This is a genomic window from Chryseobacterium sp. CS3K3.1, assembly GCF_059515165.1.
The window spans coordinates 19402-38853 of record NZ_JCAKRV010000006.1 but is presented as its reverse complement, the minus strand read 5'-3'; the positions used below and the strand labels follow the sequence as shown (position 1 = coordinate 38853).

Below are 19452 nucleotides of genomic sequence, written 5' to 3'. Positions count from 1 at the left end.
ATTTGCAAAAATTTTTTATGAAACGTCTTATAGGTTTAGGTTTATTACTTGGAATATCTTTTTTTAAAGCACAGGAACATATTTCCAGCTTCAATGCAGTAACTCTGACCTATAAGTTTCATCCTAAATTTTTCCTGTACGCAGAAGGGCAACTGCGTGGTAACGAAGATTATACATACCCCGATTATTATGAAATAAAAGGGGGATTAGGGTATAATCTTACCAAAAACCACAAACCTTTTGTGGGACTGGGAAGATATGTTAATTATAAAGAACACAGCCTGAGCAGAGAAGAGTTCAGGGTATGGCTTCAGGATGTTATCGACGTTAAAAAAGGTATTGTAAAGTTTGAAAACCGTTTTCGTGCTGAAAAGAGCTGGTTCTATGAGCCGAAAACAGATCAGACTTCCCAGAGAATGCGTTACCGGTACCGTCTGAACGTAAGTGTTCCTTTAAACGCCAAAACCATCAAGAAAGGAACTGTTTTCGCTAATGCTTATGACGAGGTGTTCTTTGTTTCTCCGATGAAGCCTACTTTTGCCAGAAACAGAGTCTATGGCGGTTTCGGCTATCAGATCGATGATTATTTTGGAATCGTGAGCGGATATCTGTGGCAGCGTGAATTTGAAGCAAAAGGGAACAAAAATTTACATTTCGTTTACCTTGCGTTAAACATCAATATCGACGGAACAGATCATCACACGAAAACATATGATTTCCCGGGTGCGGATTAATATTTCTCTATCAGATAACGATAGGCTTTCAGATATTTATTGAATCTTTTGATATCTTTAGGAGTAAGCTCTCTGTTGACTCTTCTGAGATCCATATTGTCGCGAAGGTCATTCAGCTTTACAGCAACAGATAGCAGAGATCTTTCTGTTCTTTTGATGAATTCATCATAATCTTCTTCCGGATCAAGCTTTGTAAGGCAGCTGATGGCAAAAATAATATATTCAGGGAATCCTTCAGATCTTAAATAATCCAGACTAAACTCCTGTGGATGGTCTTCTACAACATCATGAAGTACTCCGACGATTTTTTCATCCAGTGTTTTACCATAGTTCATCACACGCATTACGTGGGCAATGTAGGGAGCATGGTATTTATCGGTTTGTCCTTTATGAGCCTTATCGGCGATTTTGATTGCTTTATTCAGTAATTCTTCTTTTGTCATTGCTAATGAAAAATAGAGTACAAAAATAAAAAATGCCTTAAGAACTAAGGCATTTTTTATGAAGAATATTTTCACATGATTTTACAAGTTTGTTTCATCCTCTATATGGGCATGCGGAGCATTGTTTTTTACAGATTCTATTCCGTTTTCCATACCATTATCAGATTCATACATCTGGCTGGTTCCGATGATCTGCCCGTTTCCGGCTTTTAGATTAAAATAGCACCTGCCGTCATTGGCTGTATTTCTTTCAAATTTTGCATCTTCCTGTGCATTGAGTTTTACGGATCCGATTCCGCTTTCACAGGAAGGTTTGGTACTGTATCCCTGGCTGGTTAAAATGACCTGCCCGTTTCCTGCTTTAAGATTAAACTGGAATTCTCCGTTTGTTCTTTTAGAGATAATAAATTTTCCCATGGTGATTGTTTTTAGTTTGTATTGTGTTTATTTTGACGGTATTATCTTTTTCCGGCTGACATGAAGCTTATCAGGAGTAACCGCATTTAAAATTTTATATTGCGAATAATCCTTTGAAGGTTCTTTTAAGGCCAGATAAAGAGTGGTATCATTGGGCTTAACCGTTAATATCTTGTAAAGTTCTTTTTGAGGTTGATCCGGTTTCAGAGCAAAATATCCCGGGAATTTCCCTTTAGCAACAATTTTTGTCGTATCCATCCTGGGAGCAGGAAGTACATTGTCTTTTTTTTGTGCTGAAAAAGTAACGGAAATAAGGAGTATTGGAAATAATAGAATTTTCATGTGTTATGTATTTTAAAATAAAAATAATGATTTTTTTTGAATAACCTTACCAAATGTCATTAATTTCAATGGATGTCATCATTGATGAAGATCAAAAAAGCGCCTCAAAAATTGAGACGCTGAATCAAATTTATGTTATTAAAGACTAATAAGCTCCTTTCTCGATATAGTGAGCGGCTACTTTTTCAGTAAGTGCTACTACATTCGGATGGTTGGTATATTTAGTGAATCTTCTTAGTCCTGAAAGCATCATTCTCTGCTCATCTCCTTCAGCGAAAGAAACGATTCCTTCTTTAGCTGCAGTGATAATTTTTTCAACAGCTTTGTAAAGGTTTAACTGAGCCATAGCTGCTTCTACAGATTCAGGAGAGAAGTGTTTCTCTGCTCTTAATACTGCGGATTCTGCCATATAGATCTGGTTAAGGATTTCAGAAGCATTCAATAATAAATGCTGTTGTTTTTCAATGTCCATCATGTATTTCTGAAGAGCAGCTCCGGAAACCATTAAGAATACTTTCTTAAGGTTGGCAATAATTGCTTTTTCTTCACTCATGAATTCTGAATAATCAGGAACTTCAAATGAAGGGATACCCATCAATTCTTTGCTGATCGCCATTGCAGGAGATAAAAGATCCAGCTCACCTTTCATTGCTCTTTTGATAAGCATTCCTACAGCCAGCAGTCTGTTGATTTCGTTGGTACCTTCATAAATTCTTGAAATTCTTGAATCTCTCCAAGCCGCTTCCATAGGAGTATCTTCAGAGAATCCCATCCCTCCGTATACCTGGATTCCTTCGTCTGCGGTGTGTTGTGCAAGATCAGAAACGAATACTTTAAGGATTGAACATTCAACAGCGAATTCTTCTACACCTTTTAATTCTGCTTCCTGATGGCTTAATCCTGCTGCAACAAGCTCATCAATTTTATCCTGAACATTTTTAGCGGCTCTGTAAGAACCTGCTTCACTTACGAAAACTCCGGTTGCCATTTCTGCCAGTTTCTTTCTGATCGCTCCGAAAGTAGCGATTGAAACACCAAACTGTTTTCTTTCGTTAGAGTACTGGATAGAGTGGTTTAAGATTCTTCTCTGTGCATCAAGACAAGCGGCAGCCAATTTGATACGGCCTACGTTTAATGCATTTAAAGCGATCTTGAAACCATTGTTTCTCTCTCCTAAAAGATTTTCCACAGGAATCTTCATATCATTGAAGAAAACCTGACGGGTAGAAGAAGCACGGATACCCAGTTTATGCTCTTCCTCACCGAAAGTTAAACTTTCAGGGTTTTCAAGTTCAGATCTGTTGATCACAAATCCTGTGATATTTTTATCATCATCAATTTTAGCGAATAATGTAAATGTATCTGCAAATCCTGCATTGGAGATCCACATTTTCTGGCCGTTGATGATATAATGTTTTCCGTCTTCGGAAAGTTTTGCTCTTGTTTTCCCTGAATTGGCATCAGAACCGGCATCAGGCTCTGTCAGACAGTAAGCTCCGAATTTTGTTCCTGTTGCTAAATCCGGAAGGTATTTTTTCTTCTGCTCTTCAGTTCCGTAAAGAACGATAGGAAGCGTACCTATTCCCGTATGTGCTCCATAAGCTGTAGCCAATGAACCTGTAGTTCCTGAGAGATAATCACAAGCAAGCATTGTAGTCACAAAGCCCATTCCAAGACCTCCGTATTCTTCAGGAACAGCGATTCCCAACATTCCCATTTCTCCCAGTTTACGCATGGTCTCTTCAGTAAATGCGTAATCTTTCTTCTCAAAACGTTCTCTTTGAGGAACTACTTCTCTATCTATAAATTCCTTCGCAGAATCACGAAGCATCTTTTGTTCTTCATTCAGTTCTTCAATACTGAAAATTTCGTTTGCAGGAATTTGTTTGATCAGGAATTCCCCGCCTTTTAATGTAGCCATATATTATTTTGTTTTTAAAATTTTTTGAGACCTTCAGATCATAGACAGATAGATGATAGATTATTAATGGTGTCTATTTTCTTTCGGTCTATTATCTCCTAGTCTTTTGTTTTCTTAGTCCCTGTTTAAAGTATTCTGAAATACCATTGTTGCTTTTTGAAATTCTTCAATCTTAATTTCAAAGATTTCAGTTTTTTCATCAGATAAATACTTTCTATGATTTGCTAACAATATTTGTGTTTGTAATTCAAATGAAGAACCTAAAGAAATATCCAAAAAATGACTAAAAGACTTATTTGTCCTGCTTGAACCTTCAGCTATATTTGATGGAATTGAAATTGCACATCTGTCCATTTGATTTTTCAAACCATACTTTTCATAAGTCGGAAAAGTATCTGTAAGATCTAAAGTTAATCTTGATAATTCCATACTCATTTGCCAAATTTTAAGCTTTTTAAAATTGTGCCTCTTAAAATCATTCATACATTTTTGGTGTCTTTAAGTCTATTATCTATCCGTCTATTCTCTATTTGTCTATTAAAGAAGTTCAAAAATAGAAGCAGCTCCTTGACCTGTTCCTACACACATAGAAACCATTCCGTACTTGTTGCCTCTTCTTCTCATTTCGTCAAGAAGTTGTACTGTCAGTTTTGTTCCTGTACATCCAAGCGGGTGACCAAGGGCGATAGCTCCTCCGTTTACGTTTAAGATGTCAGGATTTAAGCCTAATTCTTTTTTGATTGCAACAGATTGAGAGGCGAAAGCTTCGTTAAGCTCGATCAAATCGATATCTTTTAATTCTAAACCAGCCTGTTTCAATGCTTTTGGAATAGCATAGATAGGACCCATTCCCATGATTCTTGGCTCAAGACCTGCTGCGGCATAGGCTACTAATCTTGCTTCGGGTTCAAGACCTAATTCTTTTACCATTTCCTCACTCATTACCATTACGAAAGCTGCTCCGTCGCTCATCTGAGAAGAGTTTCCTGCAGTTACGCTTCCTCCGTTGGCAAATACAGGTCTTAGTTTTGCTAAACCAGCTAAAGAAGTATCTGCTCTTGGCCCTTCATCTACTGAAAAATCAAACTTTTTAGTCTGCAGTTTCTGATTTTCGTCCAGGAAATTATACTCTACAGGAATCGGAACAATCTGGTTGGCAAATTTACCTTCCTGATTAGCTTTTAAAGCCTTCATATGAGATTCAAAAGCAAACTGATCCTGTTCTTCTCTTGTAATATTATATTGTTTTGCAACTTCTTCCGCTGTGTAACCCATTCCCCAGTAATAATCAGGGTTTGTTTTTGCGATATCCGTTTCAGGAACCGGCTTATAACCTCCCATAGGAATATATGACATCGATTCTGTACCACCCGCGATGATACAATCTGCCATACCAGCCTGAATTTTCGCAGAAGCAATAGCAATTGCCTCACTTCCTGATGCACAATATCTGTTTACGGTTACTCCCGGAACTTTATCGGTATTTAACCCCATCAAAGAGATCAGACGCGCCACATTAAGCCCTTGTTCAGCTTCCGGCATTGCGTTTCCTACGATAAGGTCATCAATTCTGTTTTTATCTAATTGCGGTAGCTCAGCCATTAATTTTTCAATAACGGTAGCCGCCATGACATCAGGTCTTGTAAATCTTAAACTTCCTTTTGGAGCTTTTCCAACGGCAGTTCTGAAACCTTTTACTATGTATGCTGTTTTCATTTTTTTTGTTTAATTAAATTGTTTTAAGAATTTTTTGCCTCGTAGAGGTAAACTGTTCATAGATTTTGTTTTTGTTTTTTGCAGAGCTCCGTAGGAGCGACCTGTTAATCATTAATCCATTCAAATAAATATTTTGGATCATATTCTATCTCAAATTTTGACATAAAATCCAGGTATTCTTCTCTAAAAGTTTTCTTTTTATGATGTTCTTCCTGATTTAAAATATATTTTACAACAGAATCAACACTGCTTTTAGAATAAGAAAAAGCTCCGTATCCTTCCTGCCAATTGAATTTTTCATCTACCCATCCTTTTTCACTGATGAATTTTGAAGAACCCGCTTTAATATCTCTTACTAAATCTGAAACCGAAAGTGTCGGATTCATACTTACAAGAATATGCACATGGTCAGGCATTGCAAAAACTGCGAATAATTTTTGATTTCTATTGGAAATAATACCTGTTATAAACTGATGTAATTCTTCTCTGTTTTCTTTTGAAATCAGATTTTGTCTTTCTTTTACAGCGAAAACAATTTGAATATAAATCTGAGTGTAGGTATTTGCCATACATTAACAGGTCGCCTCTACGAGGCTTTCCAATTTTAAATTATTCATGCTATTAACAGTTCGCTCCTACGGAGCTTCCCGTTAGTTTCTCAAAGGTTTACCATTTTGTAACATGTACTGGATTCTCTCCAGAGTTTTTCTTTCTCCACAAAGCTGAAGGAAAGTTTCCCTTTCAAGGTTCAATAGATATTGTTCTGTTACAACTGTTGGCTCTGATAGATTTCCTCCTACCATCACGTTGGCTAGTTTATCAGCAATTTTCTTATCGTGTGCAGAAATAAAGTTTCCGGTTAACATCTGGTCAGTTCCTACGTAGAACATTCCTAATGCGTCTTTACCCAAAACTTTTACTTTCTGTTCGATGGGCTGGGTATAGCCTTGTTCTGCTAATAGTTTCGCTACTTTTTTAGCTTCAGCAATCTGTCTGTTTTTGCTTACAGAAACGATGTCTTTTCCTTTTTCAAGGATTCCCATATCGTAAGCTTCGTAGGCAGAAGTCGCTACTTTACCCATGGCGATGTTCATGAAAGCATCACGAAGTCTGTTATTTTTAACATCATCGTTGTGGAATTCTCTGGAAGTTCTTAAAGTAAGCTCTTTAGTACCACCACCACCAGGAATTACTCCAACTCCGGTTTCTACCAGTCCGATATACGTTTCTGCAGAGGCAACCACACGGTCTGCATGCATGGTCATTTCGCATCCTCCACCTAAAGTCATTCCGTGAGGAGCAACTACAACCGGAATAGAGGAGTAGCGTACTCTCATCATTGATTTCTGGAAGTAAGCGATCGCCATATTCAGATCATCCCAATCCTGTTCGATTGCCATCATAAGGATCATTGCAAGGTTGGCACCTACAGAGAAATTAGCTCCCTGATTACCAACTACTAATCCGTCGTATTCTTTTTCTGCCAGATCAATCGCTCTGTTCAATCCGTCAAGAACTTCGCCTCCAAGAGAGTTCATTTTTGAACGGATCTCAAAGTTGATAATTCCGTCTCCCAAATCTTGAATAGCAGCCCCTGAATTGCTCCAGAGTGTTTTATTTTTTCTGATATTATCTAAGATGATGAATGCATCCTGACCAGGAATTTTGTTGTATTCTCCTGAATTTTTATCAACATAAATGCTTTGTCCTTCGTCATTAACTTTATAGAAAGTTTCTACATTTTTTACCCAGTCTGAAACTTCATATCCTGCATCTTTTGCCAGTTCAATACCTTTCTGAACACCTACGGCATCCCAGATCTCAAAAGGACCGTTTTCCCATCCGAAACCGGCTCTCATCGCGTCATCAATTTTGTAAACTTCGTCAGAGATTTCAGGAACTTTGTGTGAAACATAAGCGAATAATGCCCCTAAAGACTTTCTGTACAATTCACCCGCTTTATCTTTACCGCCGATCAATACTTTGAATCTGTCGATTGGCTTATCAATAGATTTTGTTAATTCTAATGTCGGGAATGACGATTTGCCTTGAAGTTCATACTCTAAAGTATCAAGGTTTAATCCATGAATTTCAGATTTTCCTTCTGCATTTTTCACTTTTTTATAGAAACCTTGTTCTGTTTTTGAACCCAGCCATTTATTGTCCATCATTTTCTGGATATAAGGAGGAAGGGCAAATACATCATTAAAGTCGTTCGCTTCTGCACCGCTCTGGCGAACTCCATTGGCTACCATTACCAAAGTATCAAGACCTACCACGTCAGCTGTTCTGAATGTAGCAGATTTTGGACGTCCGATTACCGGACCAGTTAATTTATCAACATCAGAAACGGTAAGTCCTAATTTTTGTACATTGTGAAGAAGATCCATCATAGAGAAGACCCCGATTCTGTTGGCGATGAAGGCTGGTGTATCTTTGGCTAAAACAGTCGTTTTACCCAAGAATTTCGCTCCGTAATTCATATAGAAATCGATGATTTCAGGAGCTGTATCGTTGGTTGGGATAATTTCTAAAAGAGGAAGGTATCTTACCGGGTTGAAGAAGTGTGTTCCGGCAAAGTACTTCTTGAAATCCTCGCTTCTCCCTTCTGTAAGGAGATGAATAGGAATACCGGATGTATTGGAAGAAATTAATGTTCCCGGTTTTCTGAACTGTTCAATTTTTTCGTACACAGACTTCTTGATGTCAAGTCTTTCAACGACTACTTCAATGATCCAGTCGGTATTTTTTATTTTCGGTAAATCATCATCGAAATTTCCGATTGTAATTCTGTCTGCAAACTTGGGTGAATAAAGAAGTGCAGGACTTGCTTTTTTAAGTTTTTCAAAGTTTTCGGAAGCAATTCTGTTTCTTACTGCTTTGTCATCTTTGGTCAAACCTTTTTTCTGTTCAGCTTCAGTAAGTTCAAAAGGAACAATATCCAAAAGTGATACTTCAACGCCGATGTTGGCGAAGTGAGCAGCGATTCCGCTTCCCATAATTCCTGAACCAAGAACCGTTACATGTTTGATTCTTCTTTTCATATGTAAATTTTTATTTGTATAAGATGATATGAGCCCGAAGGCTTCATCATAATTTATTTCCTGTTATTTAATAATTCGTTTGCTATTTTCATGATTTCACCCATCACATCCTTGAAAGCATCCAGTTTTTCCGGAGAAATTTTTTCCATCACCTTCTTGTTGAAATTCACAACGACTTCTTTAGACATATTTCTGGAGTTTAATCCTTTGTCTGTAAGTTTAATGATCACCTCTCTTTTATCAGTGGTGGTTTTTTCCTTATAGATGTATCCGTTATCTTCAAGAAGTTTGATAATTCTTGTTAATGAAGTGGGTTCAATAGCCATCTTGGGTCCAAGATTCGTACTTCGGGTTCCTTCTTTAGGATCTATTTTTAAAAGTGTGAGTGCCTGTACCGCTGTGGAATCATGTTCCTGGGCTAATTCTGTGTACATTTTAGAAACAGCCAACCAGGTCTGCTTTAAAATTAAATCTACGTTTTCTATTTTTTCCTTATTATGATCCATCATTTTTGCGCCAATGGTTTTACCCAAATTTAATAAATATTATGCATGCATAATATTTATTAACGTTAAATTTTGTTAATAGGCTGTAAATAAACGGATTAAATTGTATGATTAGCATAATACTATGCATGCATAGTATGTGGATAAATCAAAGAAAATCAAGTATTAATGAATGTTTGAGACTAAATCAATGATTTCTTCAAAAGATTCACATTGATAGGTGGCGGAATCCTTAGTAATTACCCAAAATGGGTTCTGAAATTCGAAATTCAGGTCAGACAGGTCTTTTTGGAAGTTTTTTTGAAGCAGAGAATACAGCATTTCCTTATGAAACTGAGGTGCAGAAATAAATGGCGGAATAAAAGTCTCATTAATTTGAAATAACGAAACATTGGTAAGTTCATCATGCTGAAGCAAAATATCCTCAACAATTCCCGAATACAGATGATTCTCCTTTACATACCATATTTTGTCTGCAAACTCTTTGGCGAGGCGCCAGTCGTGGGAGGAAAACAGGATAAGTTTGTTTTGTTCCTTAGCCAGCTTTCTCAGGGTTTTAAGAATGATGATTTTATTTTTTTCATCCAGATGGGTAGTAGGCTCATCCAGAATGATAATAGGCGAATTTTGAGTAATAGCACGGCCAATAAACGCTTTCTGAAGATTTCCATCTGATAGGTTTTTCAAAAGAGTATATCGGTACTGATTCAGATCCAGTGCTTCAATAATATGGCCAACCTCTTCACGATCTTCTTTTTTGAGTTCAAAATAAAAAGGATAATAGATATACTTTCCGAGAGAAATAAGATCTTCAACAGTATAATGCTGCGGAATAACCGACTTTGAAAAGACAATGGCAATATTCTCCGCAATCTCTTTTACCGAAAGATTTTTTACATTTTTTCCATTAATAGAAATTTCCCCATTCAGCAAAGGGAGCTGATGCAGGATAGATTTGATTAATGTTGTTTTTCCTACACCGTTATTACCAATCAGCAGGCATACATCGCCAAGCTTTAAATCTGCATTGGCATTGGAGATTAAAGTTGTATTGTAGCCGATATCAGCATGTTTGATTTGTAGGTGCATGTTTAAAAGAAGAATAGTATTAGAAATAAAAGGATAGGGAGAAAACTTAAAAATAGATATAAGAATTTATTTTTTTTAACTTTCCATAAGGTATAACCACCTAAAATAAGAGAGCCCCAGAATGCTGTAGGTAACGCAAACATAATCCACCAATTATGACCCCAAGAATAAATCCAATGCAATTTCTGATTCATCCGAAACATTTTTGAATACTCCAGAAATACAAAACTTACTACAAACAAAATGATGTGTGCAGAAATTAGTTGTTTTTGTGTTATTTCAATTTTCATTGTTTCGTTTATAACTATATAAGTTTTACTTAATAAATCATGCTGAAAGCATCTCGATAAAGTAATTTAGATTCCTTCGGAATGACACAGTATGATTGATTTCCTTTTTTATCCACTGAAGCAAGTTATAAAATTATTATCAAATTCTATGGGGTATTTTCCTGACCCCGTATTAATTTTGAAACTGGTTGTCCGGTTTGTGTATATCACGATCACACTTTATTCTGTTTCAACAGCATCATCAGAATCACAGGAATCCCGAATACAGAGCTTATCACATTCAAAGGAATCTGTGTTTTTTCGGCAATGACAGAGAAAAATAACATGATCAGCATTCCCAGAAACATATTAAGAATCCATTGCTGCCATAATCTGGATGGATTATAAACAAGTCTGCAAAAGTGTGGCACAATGATTCCGATAAAAAGAATAGGTCCTAAAAATGCAGTAACAGAGGCGGATAGGAGAGAAGACGCTACTATGATTAGGAGCTTCAGTTGTTTCAGGTTGACCCCTAAACTTTGTGCATAGGAATTGCCCAGAGAATTTCCAATAAGTGGTTTTATCGCTCTGAAGCAGACCAACATTCCGATTAAAACCAGAACGGAAAGTACATAGATCTGATTCCTCGTTACCATATTATTCGCTCCGAAAGACCATAAAATATAGTTTTTAAGACTCTGATTCTCTGCATAAAACTGAAGCAGAGAAACAATAGCTCCGGCAAAAGCAGAGACAAGAAATCCAAAGATAATAAGATATGATTTGTCCTGAAATCTATTGGACATAGAGAGAAGTACCAACATCAACAGTAAGCTTCCTCCAATAGCTGATAAGCTGAGAAAACTATTCTGTAAAAATTCAGGAAGGGAAATAGTATGGGAAAAGAAAATATAAAAAGCAACTGATAAACTGGCGACTGATGTTATCCCCAATATATCAGGTCCTGCCAGTGGATTTTGAAAATATTCCTGCATCAGAAAACCAGAAGTAGGAATGGAAATCCCAGCCAGCATCATCACCAGAACACGGTTGATACGGATCTCAGCAATTTGATTCTGAGCAGAATCCTGAAAGAAATCCTGGAAGCTTAAACTTAAAAATCCTGTGTTCAGATTAATAATTGCGCTTGCCATAATAGCAATCACGAATAATAAACACAGGATTTTAAATCTTTTTGACATGATTCAGAAAGAGTTCAGTCTATTTATTTAGGAAAGAATCGATTTTAGAATTCAATACATCTTCCGTCATCATTCCCAGATATTCGTCGGTTTTATCACCTTTTCTCATGAAAGTAAAAGGAATAGAACCTCCGTCCCATTGTTTGAAGTTGTTGTGAAAGAAGTTTGGATCTAATTTTTGTCCATCCAGTAATATAATGCTGCCTCCCAATTTATTTTCTGCAGCAAAATTCTTAACAGCACCAGCCCAATCTGCCTTATCATCGAGGTTGACGAAAGTGAACTTTACAGGTTTTCCTTTCAATTCATCCATTTTACTTTTAAAACTTGGAATTTCTCTGATACATGGGCCACACCAGGTTGCAAAAAAGTTGGTTACATATAACGTATCATTATTTTTTGCCAAATGCTGGCTTACGTTTTCAGGAGAAAGCTCTTTGGGAATAGCGGTACTTCCTTCTGCCTCTGCAGTTTGAGATACAGGAACAGAATCTGCAGCTGTGATATTTTCAGATTTCTGACCTTCTTTTTTACAGCTGTAGAGAGCAGTAAGAAGTAACGTGGAAAAAATTATCTTCTTCATAAATTATTTTTTATCTATTTTTGAATTGAAGTTATGGAACAACAAATCTATAAAGGGAAACTTATACAGTTTCATCCGTTAAAAATAGCGAAAAAGGAAGAGCTGACCAAAAATACTTTTTCTCTGGAATTCGAAATTCCTGAGAATTTAAGAGAAAATTTCAGGTTTGAAGCCGGGCAATTCGTCAGTATACGATTTCAATCACATGGGGAAGAGGTTATTAATGATTATTCAATGACTTCGGCTCCTTATGAAGGTAAAATATGTCTGGGGATAAAGGTTAATTCTTCTCAAGGTGCTACTTCTCAGTTATTTCAGAACTATAACGAAGGGGATGAACTGTGGGTAAGTGAACCTGCCGGAAGATTTACAATCGTATCCAAACCCAGCGAATTCAGAACTATTGTTGCTTTTGCTGCCGGTATTGGGATTACGCCCATTTTGAGTCATTTTAAAAATATTCTCCACAACGAACCCAGAACACGGCTGTTCTTATTTTTTGGAAATAAAAGTTCAGAAGATTTAGTCTATCGCGAACAGCTGGATAATCTTGCCAGAACATGTGGAGACAGACTTCAGATATTTTACTTTTTTTCTCAGGAGAAAACGGCAGATCAGTTTTTTTATGGAAGACTTGATGAAAAAAAGCTGAATCTTATCATCAATCAGATTCTTCATTTGGATGATACAGACGAAGAATCTACAATCTGGGATGCTGTAGACGAAGTGCTGATCTGTGGAAAAGGCGAAATGATCAAAACTTTGGCTAATGCCTGTTATCATCACGGAATTCCGAAAAAGAATATCCATTTTGAACTTTTTGAAGAATTTAATGACGATATTTATCCTGTGGAAAAAGAATTTCCTCTTATTCAAAATATAGAGGTCGAGTTTACCATGCTTGGAAAGAAATATACCACTTATCTGCCTGATAATAAGGATAAAATCCTACAGCAGCTTCTGATGCAGAAATTCCCTGTTCCTTATTCTTGCAAGTCAGGAATCTGTGGAAGCTGTGAATGTTCTCTGGAGGAAGGGGAAGTAGAACTGCTGGAGAATGAGTATCTTACCGAAAAAGAGGAGGAGCAGGGACATATTTTAGCTTGTATGTCTATTGTGAAAAGTAAAAAAATAAAGCTTAACTTTGATCTTAGTTGAGAATTATTAGGAACATATTTAACCTTGGATTTATATCACTGGAATTGGGAATTCTGATGATATGCTTCTGTAATGTGTGGGTTTTCGGGCTTACCAACGGAAGAACTTATACCAAAATCTCAAAAATTCCGCCAAGGGAAATTGCACTGGTTCTGGGAACCTCTCCAAAAATGAGATCAGGAAAATCAAACCCTTATTTCACCAAAAGAATGGATGCGACAGCCCTTCTATACCATCATGGGAAAATCAAGAAAATTATCGTTAGCGGGGAAAAGAGCAAAGGCTACAATGAGCCGGGAGCTATGAGAAATTATCTGGTTAACCAGGAAGGTGTTCCGGAAGATATTATTGTAGAAGATCCGAAAGGCTTTAATACCTATAAAAGCATTCTGCGTTGTAAGGATGTTTATAAGAAGAAGAATGTCATTATTGTATCTCAGGGATATCACAACCTGAGAGCATTGTTTTTTGCAAGAAATAATGATATGAATGCTTTGGGATTTGATGCGCAGGATGTCACAAAACCTGAGAGTTTCTACAGAAACCAGACGAGGGAAATCCTCGCCCGTGTGATTGCTGTAGTGTATTTTATTTTAGGCGTTTCTCCGGATTAGAAAGGATATCCGAACGCGATATTAACTGTAGGTTTGAAAGGCTGGATGAATTTGAATCTCCATCGGTCGCCTTCAGGTTTATTCGGGTCATAGATCTTATACGCAAGGTCAATTCTCGCCGTTACATAGGCAATATTTAATCTTAATCCGAATCCACTTCCGATACCTACCTGTTTCCAGAACTTACCGAACTTAAATTCATCTCCGTATCCATCGTTATAATTACGAAGACTCCATGTATTTCCGATATCGGTAAATAGTGCGCCTTCATAGGTTTTATTGAATGGAATTCGGTATTCAATATTGGTGGTAAGCTTCAGGTTATCCGTCATATAAGTACGAACTCTTTCGTCTACCTGAGAATCGGCAGGACCTAGTCCTCCAAAGGCTACCCATGCTCTGATATCGTTGGAACCTCCATTGAAATAAGACTTGATGATGGGCATATCCTTAGAGTTTCCATAAGGTATTCCAACTCCGATAAACTGGCGCAGCACCAATGTCTGGTTTCCGTTAAACTTGAAATATTTTCTAGTATCAATATCAAATTTTACAAACTGTGCGTAGGGCAGCCCGAAAATAGTTCCTTGAGGGCCGGTAACAATACCTCCGCCGTTATCTTTTTTATTGAATATACTCAATATATTTCCCGCAAGCTCCACTTTTCCGTTAAAATAAAAGGCATTTGGATATTCCTTTTTTCCAATTTCACTATAAACAAAATTATAGATCATAGAAGAGATAAGGACATCCTGGGTCTGTCGGTCTTTGTTGACCAATGTTCCGGTAAAGGCCGTTAAAAGATCTCTTCCCTGCTGATTAAGACTTCCACGGTAAGCATCGTTCTCAATAATCATTTTGGAAACTTCATCTACATTCAGTTTTCCATCTTTGTAATCTTGTCCGGTCTGCGCGGTTTCCGGGCTAAACATAAAATAATTTCCGAAAACTTCATCTTTTACCCTTCCGTCATTCACAAAGTAGTCATAGTAGGCATCTTTATTTTTTGTCAGACTGACCTGAGTATTGAATAAAGTAAGCTTGTGATACACCTGATCATTAACACTTGCCTGATAATTCAGTCCGGTATTGAAAATCAACCTTCCCAAACCGATGTTGTTCTGTATCGACGCCCCCAGCAAAATAGATGATGTAGGCGTGTATCGTTTTGGAATAAACTTATAATAATTAAAAGGAAGCAGCAGTCGTGGGAAGTTCAGGGATGCCTGGGCTGAAATTTCGTAGGCCGCAACCCTTTTACTGATGTCTTTTGTACTTCTGATAGAACCAAATGTCCCAGAAAGGCTGGTAGAAAGGTTTTCTGCTCCTCTGAAAACATTTCGCGTGGTAAGGTCAACAGAAGGAGAGATCCCCAGATTTAAAACCTGAGAATAATTGATATCCGTTCCCACTTTAAGTTCGTACTTTGGTAGTGGTTTCAATACATACAAAACATCAACAATACTGTCGTTAGGAGAAGTCATTCCACCTTGTCTCAGAGAGTCTCTGGCTTTAACGATGCTGAAGTTATTCATCGATAAAAGATTTCTCTTGGTAACATCCAGTTTTGTCTGGTCAAAAACCTTTTTACTGTCCGGAATAATAGCTCTCCACACCGATGAAAGTTTATATTTATCATTCATCGTATGGAATCTTATTCTCCTTAAGCTGTCTTTTTTGGTATTTTTAGGATAGTCACCGGGTTCATCCACAATAGCCACATCTATATTTCCAAAAGTGGCTATTTTATAGGGAGTATCCAGAGAATCTTTATGAATTTCCAGGGTTAAAGGAACCTGTTTTCTGCTTTTAAGGGAATCTGCAACGAAATAAACTTCATCATTGGAAGCATTGAACCTGTAGAAACCAAACTCTCTCATCAGATCAGTAATTCTGGTAACCTCTCTTTCCAGAACGGTCTGGTCAAGGATCTGTCCGGATCTTACAAGACTTCTGTTCAGATTATAGTTGTAATACCCTTTGATCCCCTGATCCGGAATATTATAGAAATAATCCTTGATACGCGTAGGTTCATTATGTTTGATGGAATAATTAACCGATGCTTTTTTGGAAGCGGAATCCAGCGTATGTTTAAAATTGACATCAGCATCCCAATATCCCCTGTAGGTAAGTCTTTTCTTGATAGATTCAGCACTTTTTTCACTTCTCGTCTGATCAAGAATAACCGGCGGTGTTCCCCAATTGTGCAGTAGACGGTCAAAAAGAAGGCTTTTCCCGACACTGCTTTTCATATTATATTTAATAAATAAAGAATCTCTCAGCTTCTGATTTCTCATCTCACCGGGATAGGTCATATATTCATTAAGTATGGTGTCGTATTTCGGATCCGCCATATTGTACAGGAGGAGACTTAATGGCATGAAAAGAAACTGCTTTTTGTTGGGCTTCTGCTGAATATAATCTTTAAGTTCCTCATCGAAAAATACTTTCTTATCCTCGAACTCTAAACTGTTCTTGGTAAGCAGGTATTCGCCGTCAGGAACTTTTTTTGTCGTACTACAAGCATAAAGGAGACCAACAAATGTTGCAAATGAGATAATTTTATAATATTTTTGAGGAGAATTCTTATAATGCTTACAGCTCATACAATAAAAGTTTTACAATCTTTAGATAAAAAGAAGTTCAGACAAAAATACAATTTGTTTTTGGTTGAAGGTAATAAAATCATTTGTGAACTTTCTAATTCTAACTTTAAAGTTAAAGAAATATTGTCAACCGATCCGCAAAAATTGGACCGTACTGACGTTCCTGTTACCCATATCTCTGAAAATGAATTAAAAAAAATAAGTTTTCTTAAAACTCCAAAAGATTCCGTGGCGGTATGTTATCTTGCTGAGGAAGAAAAATGGGAAGATAAGAATATACAATTGGTTTTGGATGGAATACAGGATCCGGGAAACCTGGGAACCATTATACGATTGGCAGACTGGTTCGGGATAGAACAGATCATCTGTAGTGAAGACACTGTAGATGTTTACAATCCGAAAGTGATTCAGGCAACCATGGGATCTTTTACCCGGGTGAATGTTGTGTATACTGATCTGGTGGAATATCTTTCCAAAACAGAGAATGTAAATATCGGAACGGATATGGAAGGGGAGAATATTTATACTTTTCAGAAACCCGAAAAGCTAAACCTTATTTTAGGAAATGAAGGAAACGGAATGAGACCGGAGACGGAAAAACTGGTACAAAAAAGTATCAGTATTCCTAGATTTGGAAAATCCCAGTCTACAGAAAGCCTGAATGTGTCAATGGCTGCCGGGATTATTTTAGGACAATTATTTTCAAAATAAGATTCAGAAATTAGGGCCCAGGAAGTGAAAATGTAAAACTATTTTCTAAATCCTAAGCCCTAATTCCTTAAATCAGTTGTTCCATACTTGAAACACTTTTGTTTTTCTGGTATACTTCTATTTTTTTTCTGACATATTTCAGCGCAATAGGAGCAAGGTAAATCAATGCAGCACCAATCAGTTTTTTCTTCCAGTTGGAACTTTTCATATTCTTTTTGGCATAGTTCCCTACGATAGCAGTAACCCCCAGTTTTACAAGCCCGTCTGTAAGATTTCCTCCTTTGAAAGCAGAGCTGGCAATTCCTACAGCTGTATTTTTGCTGATCAAAAGGTCTTTCACCTCTGAAGTAAGCTGTTTGGCAATGACATCCTTCCTTAGGACTACTTTTTCATCACCGTCTTCATCAATCTTTTCCTGAAGATACTGATCAGTTAAACCATTGGTAAATGCACTCAGGCTTTCTTTTGTATTTTTGAAGGTCAGAAGATTTTCAAGATCACTTATTTCACCCTGAAGCAGTTTTTTCTTTCTTCTTAATTCTTCTATGCTCTCGTATTTTCTACCCATAGTTTAATGATTTAAAAATTTAATAACCTGATCTGCAACAGTATTCACAATTTTTGTTTTGAAGGCAACCACAAACGCCATTATCAGCGCATAAAATGCAGCTACAATTAAGAATCCATAGGAATAATTATCCAATGCTTTTCCGATAAGGAAAGCAATTCCAAAGTTGAAAAGGATAATAAAAAAAGCAAAAGCAACAAGCAGTACTACAAAGTAAGTAATGAGCCCGGCAGAAAGTGACGACTTTTCAGTCGCTTCAATTTTCAGAAGATCGATTCTCTTGGAGGCGTATTCTTTAATAGTTTCTATCATTGTTTTTTTTTAAAGTTACAAAAAAAGGAACTTTCGCACAAAAGTTCCTTTCTGTAATTTACTTAAAAAGATAAATTACTTATTTTTTCAGATCATTCAGTTCTGCTTCTACATCTTTTGCTAAATCTGCAGTTTTAGAAACAATCTGATCTTTGTATTTGTCATATCCGTCTTTCACAGTATGTGCTACGCTGTTCGCCGTTTCCTTGAAAGTAGAAGAAATATTGCTGTACTGGTCTTTCACTTTTTCAGAAACCTCACCGTATTTGTTTTTTGCCTGATCTTTAAGATCATTAGCCTTCGTTTTGATTTTTTTTCTGGTTTCTTTCCCTTCTTCCGGTGCGTATAACATTCCTAAGATTACACCTGCCGCAGCACCTGCAAGAAGTCCTGCCAATATACCTGCTGTATTATTTCCTTTTCTAGACATTTTAAGTTTTTTAATAATTAATAATAGATTAGTTTTTACAGTAATAAAACTTACAATTTGTATACCAAAGGAGGCCTGAAGCCTATTAAAAATTGTTAAATCTTTTGGATGTGAGATAAAATAAGCTGTATAGTTTCCTCTTTGGTGAGTGCCGAATTATCAATGACAATAGCGTCGTCAGCCTGCTTCAAAGGGGCTATTTCACGCTCACTATCGATTTTATCGCGTTCTACAAGGTTTTGCTTTACCTGTTCCTTATCCGCCTCAATTCCCAGTCCTTTCAGTTCCAGAAACCTTCTGTTGGTTCTTTCATCAATACTGGCAGTAAGAAAGAATTTATAGTCTGCATTTGGCAGAACTACTGTCCCGATGTCACGTCCGTCCATAATAACGCCACCTTTTTCTGCCAAAGTGCGCTGTGACTGCAGGAGGAAATCTCTCACCTCTTTTTGCTTGGCAACAAGGCTTACATTATCAGATACGATATTGGTACGGATTTCCGTAGAGATATCTGTGTCATTCAGGAAAAGAATCAGCGTGCCGTCGCTGTTTTTAAATTCAAGTTTAATCTGGTCAAAAGAAGAGAACAGCGCATTCAGATCAATCTCGCCGTTTTCATTCAGACAATGCTGCAAAGCATACCAGGTAACTCCTCTGTAAAGCGCTCCTGTATCCATATGAATAAGTCCCAGCTGATCAGCAATGATTTTAGAGATAGAACTTTTTCCGGTAGACGAGTACCCATCGATAGCAATTACAGGTTTTTTCATACTGCAAATTTCAA

The 19452-nt window shown here is 37.0% G+C and carries 21 protein-coding genes; 4 read left to right on the top strand and 17 right to left on the bottom strand.

From position 1 onward, the window contains the following. Positions 1-17 precede the first annotated feature (17 nt). Positions 18-734 (top strand): DUF2490 domain-containing protein, encoded by a 717-nt coding sequence (locus AC5YGI_RS07580; protein ID WP_330746247.1) that lies wholly within the window; start codon positions 18-20, stop codon positions 732-734. Here AC5YGI_RS07580 and AC5YGI_RS07575 read toward each other — a convergent pair. From AC5YGI_RS07575 to AC5YGI_RS07520, 12 genes are all read right to left on the bottom strand, one after another. Further along, the gene (locus AC5YGI_RS07575; RefSeq protein WP_041461800.1) at positions 731-1177 is read right to left on the bottom strand and encodes a phosphohydrolase; all 447 of its coding nucleotides are present in this window, start codon (positions 1175-1177) and stop codon (positions 731-733) included. The genes AC5YGI_RS07580 and AC5YGI_RS07575 overlap by 4 nt on opposite strands. Positions 1178-1258: 81 nt before the next feature. Then, positions 1259-1594, bottom strand: a complete 336-nt coding sequence (locus tag AC5YGI_RS07570) for a YegP family protein (RefSeq protein WP_330746248.1) — start codon at positions 1592-1594, stop codon at positions 1259-1261. Between the two features lie 27 nt (positions 1595-1621). After that, a complete protein-coding gene (locus tag AC5YGI_RS07565; protein WP_496167925.1) occupies positions 1622-1936 on the bottom strand; it encodes a hypothetical protein in 315 nt (104 codons plus the stop codon). Positions 1937-2081: 145 nt separating this feature from the next. Next, positions 2082-3857: an acyl-CoA dehydrogenase FadE gene (locus AC5YGI_RS07560; protein ID WP_227942772.1), complete on the bottom strand. Its 1776-nt coding sequence runs from the start codon at positions 3855-3857 to the stop codon at positions 2082-2084. Between the two features lie 114 nt (positions 3858-3971). Beyond that, a complete protein-coding gene (locus AC5YGI_RS07555; RefSeq protein WP_496167924.1) occupies positions 3972-4340 on the bottom strand; it encodes a four helix bundle protein in 369 nt (122 codons plus the stop codon). A gap of 54 nt (positions 4341-4394) precedes the next feature. Continuing rightward, positions 4395-5573: a thiolase family protein gene (locus AC5YGI_RS07550; protein WP_114822156.1), complete on the bottom strand. Its 1179-nt coding sequence runs from the start codon at positions 5571-5573 to the stop codon at positions 4395-4397. A 104-nt stretch (positions 5574-5677) separates the two neighbouring features. After that, positions 5678-6142 (bottom strand): IS200/IS605 family transposase, encoded by a 465-nt coding sequence (tnpA, locus tag AC5YGI_RS07545; protein WP_496167923.1) that lies wholly within the window; start codon positions 6140-6142, stop codon positions 5678-5680. 81 nt (positions 6143-6223) lie between these two features. Continuing rightward, positions 6224-8617: a 3-hydroxyacyl-CoA dehydrogenase/enoyl-CoA hydratase family protein gene (locus AC5YGI_RS07540; RefSeq protein ID WP_496167922.1), complete on the bottom strand. Its 2394-nt coding sequence runs from the start codon at positions 8615-8617 to the stop codon at positions 6224-6226. A 53-nt stretch (positions 8618-8670) separates the two neighbouring features. Continuing rightward, on the bottom strand, positions 8671-9123 hold the full coding sequence (locus AC5YGI_RS07535) for a MarR family winged helix-turn-helix transcriptional regulator (RefSeq protein WP_330747650.1): 453 nt from the start codon (positions 9121-9123) through the stop codon (positions 8671-8673). Positions 9124-9288: 165 nt separating this feature from the next. Further along, entirely contained in the window at positions 9289-10212 is a 924-nt protein-coding gene (locus AC5YGI_RS07530) for an ABC transporter ATP-binding protein (protein WP_330746252.1), read from the bottom strand. 502 nt (positions 10213-10714) lie between these two features. Continuing rightward, entirely contained in the window at positions 10715-11686 is a 972-nt protein-coding gene (locus AC5YGI_RS07525; protein WP_330746253.1) for an iron chelate uptake ABC transporter family permease subunit, read from the bottom strand. Between the two features lie 19 nt (positions 11687-11705). Beyond that, complete coding sequence (locus AC5YGI_RS07520) at positions 11706-12269, bottom strand: thioredoxin domain-containing protein (RefSeq protein WP_330746254.1); 564 nt, start codon at positions 12267-12269, stop codon at positions 11706-11708. 33 nt (positions 12270-12302) lie between these two features. Here AC5YGI_RS07520 and AC5YGI_RS07515 point away from each other — a divergent pair, with 33 nt between their 5' ends. Next, positions 12303-13427: a 2Fe-2S iron-sulfur cluster-binding protein gene (locus AC5YGI_RS07515; protein ID WP_496167921.1), complete on the top strand. Its 1125-nt coding sequence runs from the start codon at positions 12303-12305 to the stop codon at positions 13425-13427. Between the two features lie 56 nt (positions 13428-13483). Further along, positions 13484-14041, top strand: coding sequence for a SanA/YdcF family protein (locus AC5YGI_RS07510; protein WP_395974871.1), 558 nt, complete (start codon positions 13484-13486; stop codon positions 14039-14041). Here the strand turns inward: AC5YGI_RS07510 and tamL are convergent. Next, positions 14038-16647, bottom strand: coding sequence for a translocation and assembly module lipoprotein TamL (tamL, locus tag AC5YGI_RS07505; protein WP_330746256.1), 2610 nt, complete (start codon positions 16645-16647; stop codon positions 14038-14040). The two genes, AC5YGI_RS07510 and tamL, sit on opposite strands and share 4 nt — an antisense overlap. Between tamL and AC5YGI_RS07500 the strand changes: the two genes are divergently transcribed. Continuing rightward, positions 16633-17358: a TrmH family RNA methyltransferase gene (locus AC5YGI_RS07500; RefSeq protein ID WP_110008752.1), complete on the top strand. Its 726-nt coding sequence runs from the start codon at positions 16633-16635 to the stop codon at positions 17356-17358. The genes tamL and AC5YGI_RS07500 overlap by 15 nt on opposite strands. 67 nt (positions 17359-17425) lie before the next feature. Here AC5YGI_RS07500 and AC5YGI_RS07495 read toward each other — a convergent pair whose 3' ends face one another. From AC5YGI_RS07495 to cmk, 4 genes are all read right to left on the bottom strand, one after another. Next, positions 17426-17926: a phosphoribosyl-ATP pyrophosphatase gene (locus tag AC5YGI_RS07495; RefSeq protein WP_202842456.1), complete on the bottom strand. Its 501-nt coding sequence runs from the start codon at positions 17924-17926 to the stop codon at positions 17426-17428. A 3-nt stretch (positions 17927-17929) separates the two neighbouring features. After that, on the bottom strand, positions 17930-18238 hold the full coding sequence (locus tag AC5YGI_RS07490) for a phage holin family protein (RefSeq protein ID WP_202842454.1): 309 nt from the start codon (positions 18236-18238) through the stop codon (positions 17930-17932). A gap of 79 nt (positions 18239-18317) precedes the next feature. Next, positions 18318-18668 carry a YtxH domain-containing protein gene (locus tag AC5YGI_RS07485; protein WP_047431084.1) on the bottom strand — a complete coding sequence of 117 codons (351 nt, stop codon included), beginning with the start codon at positions 18666-18668 and terminating at the stop codon, positions 18318-18320. A gap of 95 nt (positions 18669-18763) precedes the next feature. Beyond that, positions 18764-19438 (bottom strand): (d)CMP kinase, encoded by a 675-nt coding sequence (gene cmk, locus AC5YGI_RS07480; protein WP_496167918.1) that lies wholly within the window; start codon positions 19436-19438, stop codon positions 18764-18766. Between the last annotated feature and the right edge of the window lie 14 nt (positions 19439-19452).